General features: G+C 71.9%; 16 protein-coding genes. 6 read left to right on the forward strand and 10 right to left on the reverse strand.

The window, feature by feature from the left end; translation table 11 throughout:
- A complete protein-coding gene (locus tag BM109_RS09425; protein WP_093342303.1) occupies positions 1-1,095 on the reverse strand; it encodes an acyl-CoA dehydrogenase family protein in 1,095 nt (364 codons plus the stop codon).
- Between the two features lie 18 nt (positions 1,096-1,113).
- Positions 1,114-1,896 carry an enoyl-CoA hydratase/isomerase family protein gene (locus tag BM109_RS09430; RefSeq protein WP_093342305.1) on the reverse strand — a complete coding sequence of 261 codons (783 nt, stop codon included), beginning with the start codon at positions 1,894-1,896 and terminating at the stop codon, positions 1,114-1,116.
- 143 nt (positions 1,897-2,039) lie between these two features.
- On the opposite strand from BM109_RS09430, the gene BM109_RS09435 reads away from it, so the two are divergent.
- On the forward strand, positions 2,040-3,014 hold the full coding sequence (locus tag BM109_RS09435; RefSeq protein WP_093342306.1) for a Bug family tripartite tricarboxylate transporter substrate binding protein: 975 nt from the start codon (positions 2,040-2,042) through the stop codon (positions 3,012-3,014).
- Between the two features lie 14 nt (positions 3,015-3,028).
- On the forward strand, positions 3,029-4,108 hold the full coding sequence (locus BM109_RS09440) for an Ldh family oxidoreductase (RefSeq protein ID WP_093342492.1): 1,080 nt from the start codon (positions 3,029-3,031) through the stop codon (positions 4,106-4,108).
- On the opposite strand, the gene BM109_RS09445 is transcribed toward BM109_RS09440, so the two are convergent.
- Positions 4,109-4,444 carry a DUF6172 family protein gene (locus tag BM109_RS09445; RefSeq protein ID WP_093342308.1) on the reverse strand — a complete coding sequence of 112 codons (336 nt, stop codon included), beginning with the start codon at positions 4,442-4,444 and terminating at the stop codon, positions 4,109-4,111. It abuts the gene before it with no gap.
- Positions 4,445-4,516: 72 nt separating this feature from the next.
- Here BM109_RS09445 and BM109_RS09450 point away from each other — a divergent pair, with 72 nt between their 5' ends.
- A complete protein-coding gene (locus BM109_RS09450) occupies positions 4,517-4,744 on the forward strand; it encodes a hypothetical protein (protein ID WP_093342309.1) in 228 nt (75 codons plus the stop codon).
- A 9-nt stretch (positions 4,745-4,753) separates the two neighbouring features.
- On the opposite strand, the gene BM109_RS09455 is transcribed toward BM109_RS09450, so the two are convergent.
- The gene (locus BM109_RS09455) at positions 4,754-5,941 is read right to left on the reverse strand and encodes an aminotransferase-like domain-containing protein (RefSeq protein ID WP_093342311.1); all 1,188 of its coding nucleotides are present in this window, start codon (positions 5,939-5,941) and stop codon (positions 4,754-4,756) included.
- 107 nt (positions 5,942-6,048) lie between these two features.
- Between BM109_RS09455 and nth the strand changes: the two genes are divergently transcribed.
- Complete coding sequence (gene nth, locus BM109_RS09460; RefSeq protein ID WP_093342312.1) at positions 6,049-6,693, forward strand: endonuclease III; 645 nt, start codon at positions 6,049-6,051, stop codon at positions 6,691-6,693.
- A 7-nt stretch (positions 6,694-6,700) separates the two neighbouring features.
- Here the strand turns inward: nth and BM109_RS09465 are convergent, their stop codons facing one another.
- Genes BM109_RS09465 through BM109_RS09480 form a run of 4 tightly spaced genes read right to left on the reverse strand, consistent with a single transcriptional unit; the run spans position 6,701 to position 10,594 of the window.
- Positions 6,701-7,267 (reverse strand): histidine phosphatase family protein, encoded by a 567-nt coding sequence (locus BM109_RS09465; protein WP_371268790.1) that lies wholly within the window; start codon positions 7,265-7,267, stop codon positions 6,701-6,703.
- The gene (locus BM109_RS09470) at positions 7,264-8,058 is read right to left on the reverse strand and encodes an adenosylcobinamide-GDP ribazoletransferase (protein WP_093342313.1); all 795 of its coding nucleotides are present in this window, start codon (positions 8,056-8,058) and stop codon (positions 7,264-7,266) included. The genes BM109_RS09465 and BM109_RS09470 overlap by 4 nt, the downstream gene beginning before the upstream one ends.
- 5 nt (positions 8,059-8,063) lie before the next feature.
- Positions 8,064-9,110 (reverse strand): nicotinate-nucleotide--dimethylbenzimidazole phosphoribosyltransferase, encoded by a 1,047-nt coding sequence (gene cobT / locus BM109_RS09475; RefSeq protein WP_093342315.1) that lies wholly within the window; start codon positions 9,108-9,110, stop codon positions 8,064-8,066.
- Positions 9,107-10,594, reverse strand: a complete 1,488-nt coding sequence (locus BM109_RS09480) for a cobyric acid synthase (RefSeq protein WP_256222453.1) — start codon at positions 10,592-10,594, stop codon at positions 9,107-9,109. The genes cobT and BM109_RS09480 overlap by 4 nt, the downstream gene beginning before the upstream one ends.
- Positions 10,595-10,752: 158 nt before the next feature.
- Here BM109_RS09480 and BM109_RS09485 point away from each other — a divergent pair, with 158 nt between their 5' ends.
- Entirely contained in the window at positions 10,753-10,977 is a 225-nt protein-coding gene (locus BM109_RS09485) for a hypothetical protein (RefSeq protein ID WP_093342316.1), read from the forward strand.
- Positions 10,978-10,987: 10 nt separating this feature from the next.
- On the opposite strand, the gene BM109_RS09490 is transcribed toward BM109_RS09485, so the two are convergent.
- Positions 10,988-11,965, reverse strand: a complete 978-nt coding sequence (locus tag BM109_RS09490) for a tripartite tricarboxylate transporter substrate-binding protein (protein ID WP_093342317.1) — start codon at positions 11,963-11,965, stop codon at positions 10,988-10,990.
- 141 nt (positions 11,966-12,106) lie between these two features.
- Here BM109_RS09490 and BM109_RS09495 point away from each other — a divergent pair, with 141 nt between their 5' ends.
- Positions 12,107-12,652: a MarR family winged helix-turn-helix transcriptional regulator gene (locus tag BM109_RS09495; RefSeq protein WP_093342498.1), complete on the forward strand. Its 546-nt coding sequence runs from the start codon at positions 12,107-12,109 to the stop codon at positions 12,650-12,652.
- Positions 12,653-12,670: 18 nt separating this feature from the next.
- On the opposite strand, the gene BM109_RS09500 is transcribed toward BM109_RS09495, so the two are convergent.
- A complete protein-coding gene (locus BM109_RS09500) occupies positions 12,671-14,152 on the reverse strand; it encodes an efflux transporter outer membrane subunit (protein ID WP_093342319.1) in 1,482 nt (493 codons plus the stop codon).
- Between the last annotated feature and the right edge of the window lie 30 nt (positions 14,153-14,182).

Raw genomic sequence — 14,182 nt, forward strand, 5'->3', positions numbered from 1 at the left:
TCAGGCTCCCTGGGTCGTTATGTCGGTGGTGGCAAGAAAGTCGATCGGCGCGGCGAACGAAGCCGGCAGCGCGTCGTCGCGCGCGGCATCGGCGCCGCCGAGCAGCAGGCCCAGCGCGCGCAGCTCGCGAAGCTGCTTCTCCACCGGGTAGTCGCGCATGAAGCCCGCGGCGCCGAGGATCTGCACCGCGTTGGCGCCGATGAAGACCGCGTTCTCGGTCGCCTCGATCAGCGCCGTGGCCGCGGCCTCGCGCGCGGGCCGGCCGGCATCGAGCCGCCAGGCGGCCTCGTGCAGCAGTTGGCGCGCGGCATCCACCGCGCTGTGCATGTCGACGATCAGGAAGGCCAGCGCCTGGTGGTGCGCGATCGGCTTGCCGAAGGCGACACGCTCGAGCGCGTAGCGGCGCGAGTAGTCGGCCGCCGCATGCATCTGGCCGACCAGCAGCGCCGCGAGCTGCACGCGCGCATGGGCCAGCGCGAGCGCGGCGGCCGCGGGGTCGGTCCACGCGGCCTCGACCGGCGCGCGGTCCACGCGCAGCTCGCTCGCGCCCGCGGCACGCAGGCCGGCACCGGGCACTTCGGTGAGCACGATGCCCTGCGTGACCAGGCGCAGCCCGTCGCGGCTCAGCACCGCGAGCAGGTCGACGCGGTCGGTCGGCAGCCAGGCCGCCTGGCCGCTCAGCGCATCGCCGTCGCTCGTCCACTGGCCGCGCGCATCGAACACCAGCGCCGCGCGCGCATCGGGCCGCGCCAGAAGCGGCTGCAGATGGCGCTGCAGCGCCGCCTCGCCGCCGAAGGCCCGCAGCGCCTGCGCGACCGCGCCGATCGGCTGCAGCGCCAGCGCCGCGCCGGGGCAGCCGGCCGCGAGCCGCTCGGTCACCAGCACGCGCGCGAGCGCGCCGAGGCCGGCACCGCCCGCGGACTCGGGCCAGTCGATGCGGTCGAAGCCGATCTGGGCCGCCTCGCGCCGCATCGCCTCGGGCAACGCGCGTTGCGCCTCGAAGGCGCGCTGCGAGGGCAGCAGCTGTTGGTCGGAAAAACGCTGGGCCGTCTCGGCCACCAGCGCGAGTTCTTCATCGAGTGCGAAATCGATCATGGCGTGCTCCGGCGCGGCTCAATGGCGTCCGAAGACGGGATCGCGGCGCTGCGCCATCGCGGCCACGCCCTCGCGGAAGTCCTGGGTCTGGAAGTGTTGGCGCTGCTCGCCGGCCTCGCGCTCGACCGCGGCGCGCACCGCCTCGACCAGCCCGGCGCGCAGGCTCGCGCGCGTCGACTCGACCGCGATCGGCGCCGAGATCGCGATCTCCTCGGCCAATGCCTGGGCGCGCTCGCGCATCTGGTCCTGCGGCGCCAGCTCGTCGACCAGGCCGATGCGCAGCGCCTCGGCGCCGTCGATGCGGCGTCCGGTGTAGAGCAGCAGCGCGGCCTGCTGCGCGCCGACCAGGCGCGGCAGCGTGTGGCTCAGCGCGAAGCCCGGGTGGAAGCCCAGGCGCGCGAAGTTGGCGCTGAAACGCGCTTCGGCACAGGCGACGCGGAAATCGGCCACCAGCGCGAGCCCGAGCCCGCCGCCCACGGCCGGGCCCTGCACCGCCGCGATCACCGGCTTGGTCACCGCGAACAGCCGGATCGCCTGCCGGTAGAGCTCGCCCGGATCGCGCCGCTCGCCGGCCGCGGGCGTGGGCGACGAGAAATCGGCGCCCGCGCAGAAGGAGCGCCCTTGCGCCGCCAGCACGATGGCGCGGCATGCCGGGTCGGCCTGCAGCGATTCGAAGGCCTCGGCCAGCGCCGAGATCAGCGCGAGGTCGAAGAAGTTGTGAGGGGGCCGGCACATCTCCACCGTGGCCGTGTGGCCGGCGCGGTGGATCGAGAGGTCGGGCGGATTCGCTGCTGTGCTCATGGGACTCCTGTCTGGCTGTTCTTTTTCAACGATATAACAGATACATATTTTTTAAAAGCACATATGTATTATTATTTGGCCAGCCCGAAGCCCGGGCAGGTCGGCGAACGACCGGTTCAGTCACGAACTCAGGAGCAAAAAAGATGGAGACAAGCAGGCGCCGGCTGTTGCTGGCATTGGTGGGTACGGCGGGCGCGGCGGTGGCGGGACCGGCCTTCGCGCAGGGCACGGCCTTCCCGACGCGGCCGATCAAGATCGTGGTGCCGTTCACGCCCGGCAGCGGCTCGGACAATTCGGCGCGCTACTTCGGCGACCAGCTGGCCGCGCAGCTCGGCCAGGCGGTGGTGGTCGAGAACAAGCCAGGCGCCAACGGCATCATCGCGCTGCAGCAGGTGAAGAGCGCGCCGGCCGACGGCTACATGCTGCTGCTGGCGAGCAACTCGCCGATGGCCGTGAACCCGCTGACCATCAAGGACCTGGGCTACGACTCGGTGAAGGACTACAAGCCGGTGTCGGGCCTGACGCGCGGCATGAACGTGGTGGTGGTCTCGAACGACTCGCCGTTCGCGAGCATCGAGGCGCTGCTGGCCGCCAGCAGGAGCAAGTCGCTCACCGTCGGCACCTACTCCGCGGGCTACCAGCTCGCGGCGGCCTGGCTCGCCAACGTGGCCGGCGGCGACTTCACCAACGTGCCCTACAAGGGACAGGCGCCGATCATGACCGACGTGATCGGCAACCAGCTCGACTTCGCGCTGGTCGACCTCGGCGGCGCGATGCCGCTGATCAAGGGCGGCAAGCTGCGCCCGCTCGCGGTCTCGGGCGAGGCGCGCAACCCCGACCTGCCCAACGTGCCGACGATCCGCGAGAAGGGCTTCAACGAGTACGTGCAGTACAGCTGGGTGTCGTTCTACGTGCGCTCGCAGACGCCCGACGATGTCACCGCCAAACTCGCCGAGGCGCTGCAGAAGACGCTGGCCACCGAGGACGCGCGCGCCTTCGTGCGCAAGTCGGGCGCCGAGCTCATGCCCTACCCGCCCGAGAAGATGCAGCGCTTCCACCTCGAGGAGATCGCGCGCTTCCGCAAGATCGCGGCCATCGCCAACATCAAGCCCGAGTGACCCAGAATGGCGGCATGAACCAAGCCGTCCCCTCGTCCGAAGCCCCCCTCTACAACGCGCCGGCGCTGGTCGCCTATGCCGATGCCCTGCTGCAGAAGTGCGGCCTCGCCGCGCCGATGGCCGCGAGCGTGGCGCGCACGCTGGTCGAGGGCGATCTGCTGGGCCACGACACCCACGGCCTCGCGCTGCTCGCGGGCTATGCGAAGGAGCTCGAGGCGGGCGACATGGCACGCGAGGGTGCGCCCGAGGTGCTGTCGGACCGCCCCGCCGCCGTGCTGTGGGACGGCCGGCGCCTGCCCGGGCCCTGGCTCATGGAACAGGGCCTCGACCTGCTGGTCCCGCGCGCCCGAGAACTCGGCACCGCCTCGCTGGTGATCCGCCGCAGCCACCACATCGCCTGCCTCGCGGTCTACATGCTGCGCGCGCTGCAGGAGGACATGCTGATGCTGCTGGCCTGCTCCGACCCCAACACCGCGAGCGTCGCGCCCTTCGGCGGCACGCAGGCCGTGTTCACGCCCAACCCGCTGGCGCTGGGCTTCGGGCTCTCGCAGGGCGGCGTGATGGTCGACATCTCGGCCTCGATCACCACCAACGGCATGAGCAACCGCAAGCGCGCGGCCGGCGAGACCTTCGCCGAGCAGTGGCTGATCGACGCGCAGGGCCGGCCCTCGAACGATCCGCAGGTGCTGTTCGACAGCCCGCCCGGCACCCTGCTGCCGGTGGGCGGCCTGAGCCATGGCCACAAGGGCTACGGCATGGCGCTGCTGGTGGAGGCGCTGACCGGCGGCCTCGCCGGCCATGGCCGCGCCGACCCGCCCGAGGGCTGGGGCGCGACCGTGCACGTCACGCTGCACGACCTGCGTGCCTTCGGCGGCAAGGCGGCCTTCCTGCGGCAAATGGACGAGGTCGCCGAACGCTGCCGCGGCAATGCGCCCATCGACCCGGCGAAGCCGGTGCGGCTGCCGGGCGAAGGCGGGTTGAAGCGTCGGGAGGCGCAATCGAGGGACGGGGTGCGGCTGCACCCGTCGATCGCGCGTTCGCTCCAGGAAGTGGAGCAGCGGCACGGCCTGCGGCTGGCGCAGGCGCTGGCCTGATCAGTTGTCTTCGTCGTCGCCGTCCTCGTCGGACGGGGCGGCCTCGCCCGCGGGCCGCGGCTTGCGCGTCGCGGGCCGCGCGAGGATCTCGAGGTAGAACTGCTTGCCGCCCTCGGCCACCACGTGGTCGATGCTGGCGGTGATGGCCGACAGGTGGATGGTCTCGGCGTTGTCGGCGGCGGTGCCGAAGCGGCAATCGAAGTCCCAGAAATCGGCGCCGGCTGGCAGTGCATGGCCGCGCTCGCGCTTGATGTACTTGCGGATTTCGTGCTTGATGGCTTCGAGGAGGCGGTCGGGGTGCTTGCCCTCGACCTGAAGCTGGAAGGTTTTTCTCATGGGTGATGGTAACCAATGCCCCGCCGCGCCACTGTGTACAGTCGGCGGCTCAACGGAAAGCAGGTGAAAGACATGGCGCGCGCGAACGACTGGGCAAGCAAGGTGATGGCATTGATCAACGGTGGCAATCCCACCGCGGCCATCGCGCAGATCAAGGTCGCGCCCTCGGTCAAGGACCTGAAGGCGCTGCAGACCATCATGACGCTCTCGAAGATGAAAGGCCGCTATCCGAACGTGGATGCGGCCATCGCGGACAACCTGGCGCTGCTCGCGGCGCCCCGGCTGCACCGCTCGCCCTGACAGCCGGCCTTACAGCGCCTGGCCGAGGCGCTTGACGCCCTCTTCGATCTTCGCCACGTCGGCGGTCGCGAAGCTCAGACGCAGGGTAGCGACGTCGGGGTTCTCGGCATAGAACGGCGCGCCGGGCACGAAGGCCACGAGCTTCTCGATCGCGCGCTTGGCCAGTTCGTTGGCGTTGGCCAGCTTGCCATTGGCGCCCGTGAGGCGGGCCCAGAAGAACAGGCCGCCATTGGGCTGGGTGAAGCTCACCGCGTCGCCGAGCTCGCGCTGCAGCGCCTGGCCCATGGCCTTGGCGCGCTGGCCGTAGACCTCGCGCACATGCGCCAGCGTGGCCGGCATGCGGCCGCTCTTGAGGTACTGGGCTGCGGTGGCCTGCGAGAAGGTGCTGGTGTGGGCGTCGCTGAACTGCTTGCACATGGTGGCCTTGGCCAGCAGTTCGGCCGGCGCGATCATCCAGCCGATGCGCAGGCCCGGGCTCAGCACCTTGCTGAGGCTGCCGCAGTGCGCGAGCAGCTCGCGGCTGCCGGGCACGTCCTTGCTCAGCGCCAGGATCGAGGGCGGCGGCGCCTCGCCGAAGTAGAGGTCGCCATAGGGATCGTCCTCGACGATCAGCGTCTGGTACTTGACGGCCAGCTCGAGCACCTTCTTGCGGCGCTCCAGGCTCAGCATCGCGCCGCTGGGGTTGCCGAAGGTGGGAATCAGGTAGACGAACTTGGGCTTGTGCTCGGCGATCAGCTTCTCGAGCTCGTCGGTCTTCACGCCGTTGGCGTCGATCGGCGCGCTGATGAGCTGGGCGCCGTAGAGGCGGAAGCACTGGATGGTGGCCAGGAAGGTCGGGCCCTCGACGATCACCTTGTCGCCGGGCGAGATCATGGTCTTGCCCAGCAGATCGAGCGCCTGCTGGCTGCCGGTGGTGACGATCAGGCCGCTGGGATCGACCTCGACGCCCTTGGTCTTCATGAAGGCGCTGAGCTGCGCGCGCAGCGGCTCGTAGCCTTCGGTGGCACCGTACTGCAGCGCGCCGCCGGCCTCCTCGGCCAGCACTTTCTGGCTCGCCTCCTTGAGGCCCTCGACGTCGAACATCGCGCTGTCGGGGAAGCCGCCCGCGAAGCTGATGATGCCGGGCTTGCCCAGCAGCTTGAAGAGTTCGCGGATGGCGGAAGTTTCGACGTTGTCGAGGCGGGAGGCGAATTGCATGGTCAGTCTCACTTTCTGGCCGCCATTGTGGCGAAAGCCGCGGGAAATTAAGTTGCGTAGGTCATTCCCGTTTCAGCGATATATTGCGCCTGCCTTTGTCCCGCCCCATGAAAAAAGAAAACATCGCGCCCTTCTTCGCCGTCCTGCAGGCCGCCAACCCCACGCCCGAGACCGAACTCGAATACGGCACGCCCTTCGAGCTGCTGGCCGCCGTGCTCCTGTCGGCGCAGGCCACCGACGTGGGCGTGAACAAGGCGACGCGCAAGCTGTTCCCCGTGGCCAACACGCCGCAGGCGATCCTCGACCTCGGCGTCGAAGGCCTGGAGGGCTACATCAAGACCATCGGCCTGTACCGCAGCAAGGCCAAGCACCTGATCGAGGCCTGCCGCATGCTGGTCGAGCAGCACGGCGGCGAGGTGCCGCGCACGCGCGCCGAGCTCGAGGCGCTGCCCGGCGTGGGCCGCAAGACCGCCAACGTGGTGCTCAACGTGGCTTTCGGCGAAGCCACGATCGCGGTCGACACCCACATCTTCCGCGTCGGCAACCGCACAGGGCTGGCGCCGGGCAAGAACCCGTTGGAGGTCGAGCTCAAGCTCGAGAAACGCGTGCCGCTCGAATACCGGCTGCACGCGCACCACTGGCTGATCCTGCACGGGCGCTATGTCTGCGTGGCGCGCACGCCGCGCTGCTGGGACTGCGCGGTGTCGAAGTACTGCGACTACAAGCCGAAGACGCCGGCACCCAAGCGCTGAGCCTGCCTCAGGCCGGCCGAAGCTCGACCACCTGCCAGCCGCCGAAGGGCAGCGGCGTCGACGGCCACTCGGTGGCATCGCGCGGACAGCGCGTGCCGGCGTGCAGCAGCGACACAGCGCGCAGCACGCCCGCATGCGCGACCCACAGCGCATCGCCCTGCCCGGCCTGCCATTCGTCGTAGGCGCCGGCCACGCGCGCCATGAAGGCGCGCACGCTTTCGCCATGCGCGCCGGCTCGGGTGTCGGCGAAGTCGGCGGTCCAGGCATCGAGCTCGGCGCGCGCGATGGCCGACCAGGACTGCCCTTCCCAGGCGCCGAAGTCCATCTCGGCGATGCGCGCGTCATGCCTCACCGCGAGATCGGGCCGCAGCGCGGCGATCGCGCCAGCGAGCGTGGCGCAGCGCCGCAGCGGGGACGACAGCACGGCGAGCCCCGGCGGCAGTTCCCGCGCGATGCGCTCTGCCGCCTCGCGCGTGGCCTCGGCCTCGGCCTCGAGGTCGCTCGCGCCGTAGCACAGCCCCGCCTCGGCGATCACCGGCGCATGCCGTAGCAGCCAGAGCCTGCGCATGCTCATGCCCGCCACGCCAGCGCGAGGTAGATCGCGATCTCGCAGACCTGCTGCGTGGCGCCGAGGCCATCGCCCGTGAAGCCCTGCAGCCGACGGCTAAAGAGCCGCGCCATCCACAGCGCCGCCAACGCCGCCGCGAGCAGCGCCGCCAGCGCATGGGCCGCGCCGTGCGACAGCGCCAGCAACGCCAGCGCGGGCAGCGTCCACAGCACGCCGATCGCGAGCGCGCCGCCGCTGATCGCATCGGCCAGCGGCTTGGCCTTGCTCGCGCCGCTGTCGCCCACATAGGGCAGCCAGCGGATCAAAGCGAGCGGCGCGAGCCGCGACAGCACATGCGCGCCGACGATGGCCGCGGCCACCGCGTGCAACCCGCCGCCGGCCAGCACCGCGATCAGCGCGCACTTGAGGCCCAGCGCCAGCACCAGCGCGATCGCGCCGAAGGCACCGATGCGCGAGTCCTTCATGATCTCGAGCGCGCGCGCTCGATCGGCCGAGCCGCCCAGGCCATCGGCCACGTCGGCCAGGCCGTCCTCGTGGAAGGCGCCGGTCAGCATCACGGTCGCGACCGTGCTCAGCACCGCCGCCGCGAACGCGCCCGCCAGGCCCGGCAGTCCCATCGCCACGCCCACGAACACCAGCGCCGCCACGCCGCCGGCCAGCCACCCGATGCCCGGCAGGTGCGCCGCGCTCGCGCGCAGCATCTGCGGGCTGTAGCCGACCCAGGCTGCGAGCCGGCCCGTGACCGGCACGCGGGTGAAGAACTGCAGCGCGAGCAGGAAGTGCCGCAGGCCGCTCATCTGGCTCAGGCGTCCTTGCGCGAGACGCCGGCCGATTCGAAGCTCGCCATCTCGCGCACGATGCGGCAGGCCGATTCGAGCAGCGGCCAGGCCAGCGCGCCGCCCGAGCCCTCGCCCAGGCGCAGGCCCAGGTTCAGCAGCGGCTCGAGCCGCAGCCGCTCGAGCAGCAGCGCATGGCCCGGTTCGGCCGAGACGTGGGCCGCCACGCAGCGCTGCGCCACATGCGGGCGCAGCGCCTGCGCCACCAGCACGGCGGCGCTCGCGATGAAGCCGTCAAGCACGATCACGCGCCGTTCCTCGGCCGCCTGCACCACCGCGCCGACCAGGGTCGCGATCTCGAAGCCGCCGAGCACGGCCAGCGCGTCGAGCGGCGCTGTGGCGCCCGCATGCAACGCCAGCACCTCGCGCAGCACGGCGCGCTTGCGCGCCAGCCCGTCGGCGTCGAGCCCGGTGCCGGCGCCGGTGCAGCGGTCGATGTCGATGTCGGCCAGGCGCGCCAGCAGCAGCGCGGCGGCCGAGCTGTTGCCGATGCCCATCTCGCCGAGCAGCAGCGCATTGCCCGGCAGCGCGCGCACGATCTCGCGCCCGTTGGCGATGGCCTGCGCACACTGCGCGGCGCTCATCGCCGGACCGGCCGAGGCGTCGGCGGTGCCCGCCGCGATGCGCCGCTGCACCAGGCCGGGCCGCGGCTGGAAGTCGCGCCGCACGCCGCAGTCGGCCACGGTCAGCGCCAGGCCGTGCTGGCGCGCGAGCACGCTGACGGCGGCACCGCCGGCCAGGAAGTTCTCGACCATCTGCCAGGTCACGTCGCTCGGATAGGCCGAGACACCGCGCGCCGCCAGTCCGTGGTCGGCCGCGCAGACCAGCATCTGCGGCGCCTCGAGCGCCGGCGACTCGGTGCCGAGGATCGTGCCCAGGCGCAGCGCCAGCGCCTCGAGCCGGCCGAGCGCGCCCAGCGGTTTGGTCTTGTTGTCGAGCACGGCCTGCAGCCGGGCCGCGAGCGCGGCGTCGGCGATGTCGGGCACCGCGGGAAGAAGGTCGTCGTGGGTCATGCAATCAGACCGGCGAGCACGCCGGCGTCGAAGTGGTTGTCGATGAAGTCGGCCAGGCCGTCGAAGGTGGCGTCGAGCGTGGGCGCCGCGACGCCGAACAGCGCCTGCAGCGCCGCGGGGTCCTCGAACAGCCCGTGCAGGTAGAGGCCGAGCACGTTGCCGCGCGCGTTCTGCCAGGCCAGCCCCTCGGGCATCACCGCGCCGCCGTCGCCGGCCATCTGCGGATGGGCCGCGGTCTGGCCGTGGTGGATCTCGTAGCCGGCCACCGCCACGTTCGACAGCGCGGCCCAGGCGCCCGCCAGCGTGCCGAAGGCGGCCTCGCGGCGGCGCACGGTCTTGTCGCGCTCGAACACCGTCACCAGCGGCAGCAGGCCCAGCCCGGGCGCGTTGCCGTCGATGCCGTGCGGATCGACCAGCGCCTCGCCGAGCATCTGCAGCCCGCCGCAGACGCCGAGCACCACGCCGCCGCGCGCCGCATGCTCGGCGACCGCGCGGTCGAGCCCCTGCGCGCGCAGCCAGGCCAGGTCGCCGCTGGTGTGCTTGGAGCCGGGCAGCACGATCCAGTCGGCGCCGGCCACGTCTGCCGGTGCGCGGGCCCAGACCAGGCGCACGCCGGGCACGTTCTTCAGCGGCTGGAATTCGTCGAGGTTGCTGATGCGCGGATAGGCGATGACGGCCACGGTGCGCGTCACGGCGCCCGAGGACCGGCTGCGGTCGTCGAACACGCCGTCCTCCTCGGGCAGGCCGTGCTGCCACCACATCGGCAGGGTCGCGACCACGGGCACGCCGGTCATCTCGCGCAGCTGCTCGGGCGCGGGCGCGAGCAGCGAGGCATCGCCCCTGAACTTGTTGAGCACGAAGCCCGCGAGCAGCGCGCGGTCGGCCTCGGGCAGCAGCGCCCAGGTGCCGTAGAGATGGGCGAAGGCGCCGCCGCGGTCGATGTCGGTGGCCAGCAGGCAGCGCGCCCGGGCATGACGCGCGATGCGCAGGTTGACGATGTCGCTGGCCATCAGGTTGATCTCGGCCGGCGAGCCGGCGCCCTCGATCACGACCACGTCGTTCTCGGCGCGCAGCTCGTCGAGCGCGCGCGCGAGCTGCGGCCACACGCGCTCGCTGCGGCCGCGCCACGGCAGCGCCGACAGGGTCTCGTCGACCTGGCCCATCAGCACCACCTGGCTGTGGGTGTCGCGCTCGGGCTTGAGCAGCAGCGGGTTCATGCGCACCTCGGGCCGCGCCCGGGCCGCGAGCGCCTGGAAGTACTGGGCGCTGCCGATCTCGCCGCCCTCGACCACGCGCGCGTTGTTGCTCATGTTCTGCGCCTTGTAGGGCGCCACCTTGAGGCCCTGGCGCGCATACCAGCGGCATAGCGCGGTCGCGATCCAGCTCTTGCCGGCCCCGCTGGTCGTGCCCAGCACCATCACGCAACGCGCCCCGCCGGTGTGCTCTCGCGCGCTCGCCGGCGCCGCCGCTGCCTGGAAATTCATGGCGGGATTGTCGTTGAGCGCGCGCGGGTGCCCGAAACGCAACGCCGGAATGCGGCTTCCGTCACGCAACCGGGCCGGCGAACCCACGGGCTGCATCCGGTTCGGCGAATCCTCCGTATACAGGGCTTCTCCGTCACAACGCCCCGCGAACCCGCCCCATGCCCGCCCTCAACGACCTGGCCCTCACCGTCGAAGAACCCGAACCGGACCGCTTCCACTGGGTCCTGCTCGAGGCGCTGGACAGCGGCGAGGCCGACGTGCTCGACTACCGCGTCTACCGCCGCGCGGCGCGCGCCGAGGCCAGCTACTCGAATGCGCTGGTGATGGGCGTGGCGGAGCTGCAGAAGATCAGCGCCGCGCGGCCGTCCGATCCGGACGCCTGAATGCGCGCGCTCAGGGCGCGAAGCCCGAGCGCCGCACCACCGGCTCCCACTGCTGCCGGTAGGCCTTGAGCATCTGCACCGTCTCGGCATTGCTGCTGACCACCGGCGTGATGTAGAGCGCATCGGCCGCCTTCTGCAGCCCCGGGTCCTGCATCACCTCGCGAATCTTCGCGGCCAGCAGCTGAACTTTGGCCGGCGGCATGCTGCTCGGCGCGAAGAAGGTGTTCCAGCCGTCGGCATCGATCTTCATGCCGGCCTCGCGGAAGGTCGGCAGCGAGGGCGCGAAGCTCGCGCGCTTCTTGCCCGACACGGCCAGGATGCGGATCTTGCCGGCCACGTGCTGCGCATAGAGCGAGTCCAGCGTGTCGATGGCGATCGGCAGCGAGCCGCCGGTCAGGTCGGCAGCCAGCGGCGCCGATCCGCCATAGCCCTTGATCTGCGGCTGCACGCTCAGCGCATCGCCCACCATCAGGCCGAAGAAGTGCGGCAGGCTGCCGGTGGCCGGCACGCCGAAGATCGCCTCCTCGGGATGGGCCCAGAGCCGGCCCACGAGGAACATGGCGCGGTCGAGCTGCAGCTTCTGCCCCACGGCCAGCGCGAAGTCGTAGCTGCTGACCTGCGTGACGGGCACGAAGTCCTTGTCGGGGTCGTAGCCCGCGTCCTTGAACACCAGCGGCGCCACCACCATCACGGCCGGGTTGCCGAGCATCAGCACGTTCTCGGTCGCGGGTGCGCGCCGCAGCTGCTTGGCCGCGAGCCGGCCGCCCTCGCCCGCGCGGTTCTCGACCGTGACCGCCACGCCGAGCTTGGGGCCGAGCCGTTCTGCGATCAGCCGCGCGATGCGGTCGGTGCTGCCGCCGGGCGCATAGCCGACGACCAGCGTGAGCGGGCTCTCGAGGTTCTGCGCCTGCGCGGGCGCCAGGACACCGCCGATCGCGAGCGCGAGGCAGCAGGCGGCGAGTCGTCGCCGGGAGGGAAAAAAGGGCACGGGGGGATCTCCTCACGCCGGCGGCTGGTGGCCGGCTTTTGTTACGCTGTTTATATGCAGGTAACAAATAGTTGATCTAATCCATCATCGGGCGCCGCGGCGGCGCCGCCACATCCCGCGCCCTCCGTGAGTTCTTCTTCCCTGCAAGCCTTTCCCGACGCGGCCGCGCTGCTCGCGCCCCGCTCCCTCGACGACCTGCTGCTCTACCGGCTCTCGCGCGCGGCGCGCGCCGGTGCCGGCATGGCCACGCGGCTGGTCGAGGGCGGCTTCGGCATCACGCGCCGCGAATGGGGAATGATCGGCACGCTCGCGCAGACCGGCGAGATCACGCCCTCGGCACTGTCGGAGCAATTGAACCTGGACCGCGTGCGCACCTCGCGCGGGCTGCGCAGCCTGGTCGAGAAGCAGCTGGTGGAGCGGCGCCGCGACGCCGAGGACCGGCGCGAGGTGCATGTGCGGCTGAGCCCCGCGGGCCGGCAGCTCTACGACGAGCTGTTCCCGCGCATCGCCGACCTCAACACCGGCCTGCTCGACGGCATGGAACCCGCGCACATCGAGATCCTGCTGCAGTGCCTGCAGCGGCTCGAGCAGCGCGGCGGCGCGCTCAGCGCCCAGGGCATGGTGCCCGAGAAGGCCGACCGCCGTTCGGGCGGCACGCGCCACCGCTGGCCGAAGCGGGGCGCGTAGGGACGACGCGAAGCGCGCTCAGCTTTGCGGGCCGCGCGGGGCGCCGTCGCCCGAGGCCACCGCGCCCGGCACTTCCCAGCCGCCGCCGATCGCGCGGATCAGCCCCACGGCCGCCTGGTACTGCGCCGACTTCACCTGCAGCGCCTGGCGCCGGTTGCGCAGCTCGCTGCGGCGCGCGTCGAGCAGGTCGAGCTGGCTGATGTAGCCGTTGCGGTAGCGCGTGTCCGACAGGCTGGTCGCGCGCGCGGCCGAGGCCACGGCCGTGGCCTGCACGCCCGACTGCTCCTGCAGGATGCGGATCGACGACAGCTGGTCCTCGACCTCCTGGAAGGCCACCAGCACCTGGTTGCGGTAGCTGGCCAGCGCGCCGTCGAGCTGCGCATTGGCGCTCTGCAGCCCGGCCTCGCGGCGGCCGCCGTCGAAGATCGGCAGCGACAGCAGCGCGCCCACGCCCCACGAGCGGGCCGACCACTTGAACAGGTCGCCGACCTCGGGCGAGGCATAGCCGGCCGCGCCGGTCAGCGAGATGTCCGGGAACCACGCGGCCTGCGCCACGCCCACGCGCGACTGGGCCGCGAACACCGCGTTCTGCGCGGCCGACACGTCGGGCCGGCGCGTCAGCACCGTGGCCGGCACGCCGGGCGGGATCGCGGGCAGCGCGGTGGTCCAGTCGGCCGGACGCACGCCGAAGCTCGAGGCCGAATCGCCCACCAGCACCGCGAGCGCATGCTCGACCTGGGCCCGCTGGCGATCGATCGCCAGCGCGTCCGACTCGGTCGACGAGACCTCGGTCTGCACCCGCGCCACGTCGAGCTCGGCGATGTCGCCGGCCTGCTGGCGGCGCTGCGACAGGCGCAGCGTGTCGCGGTAGGCCTCGACCTGCTCGCGCACCAGCACGCGCTCGGCATCGAGGGCGCGCAGCGTGAGGTAGGTCTGCGCCACCTCGGCCTGCACCGCCAGCCGCGTGCTCTGCAGCAGCGCCTCGCGGCCGGCCGCGTCGAGCCGCGCCGCGTCGCTGGCGCGCGAGAGGCGGCCGAACAGGTCGAGCTCGTACGAGAAGGTGGCGCCGGCATTGGTCATGGTGGCCGGCGAGGTGCTGGCCGTGGTCTTGTCGAGGCCGGCGCCGCGGTTGGCGCCGGCGCTCAGGCCCACCTGCGGCAGCCGGTCGGCGTTGACGCTGCGCGCGATGGCGCGGGCCTCGGCCAGCCGCGCGGCCGCGCCCTGGATGTTGTTGTTGCTGACCTCGGCCTTGGCGATGAGCTCGTTCAGGACCGGATCGTTGAAGGCCTGCCACCAGGCGCCGCGCGCGGCGCCCTCGGAAGGCACGGCGCGGGTCCAGCCGGCGGGCGGCGTGGCGCCCTGCTCCTTGAACTGGGCCGCGGCCGGGGTCTCGGGCAGGCCCGAGGGCACGCTCGCGCAGCCGGCCAGGGCCAGGGCCGCCACCAGGGGCAGCACGGCCGCGCGCAGCGGCGCCGAGAGGGATGAGAGCTTGAAGTTCATGATCGAGCTTCCTTCTTGTTCTGTGGTTCG

The organism is Variovorax sp. PDC80 (assembly GCF_900115375.1).
GTDB lineage: Bacteria > Pseudomonadota > Gammaproteobacteria > Burkholderiales > Burkholderiaceae_C > Variovorax.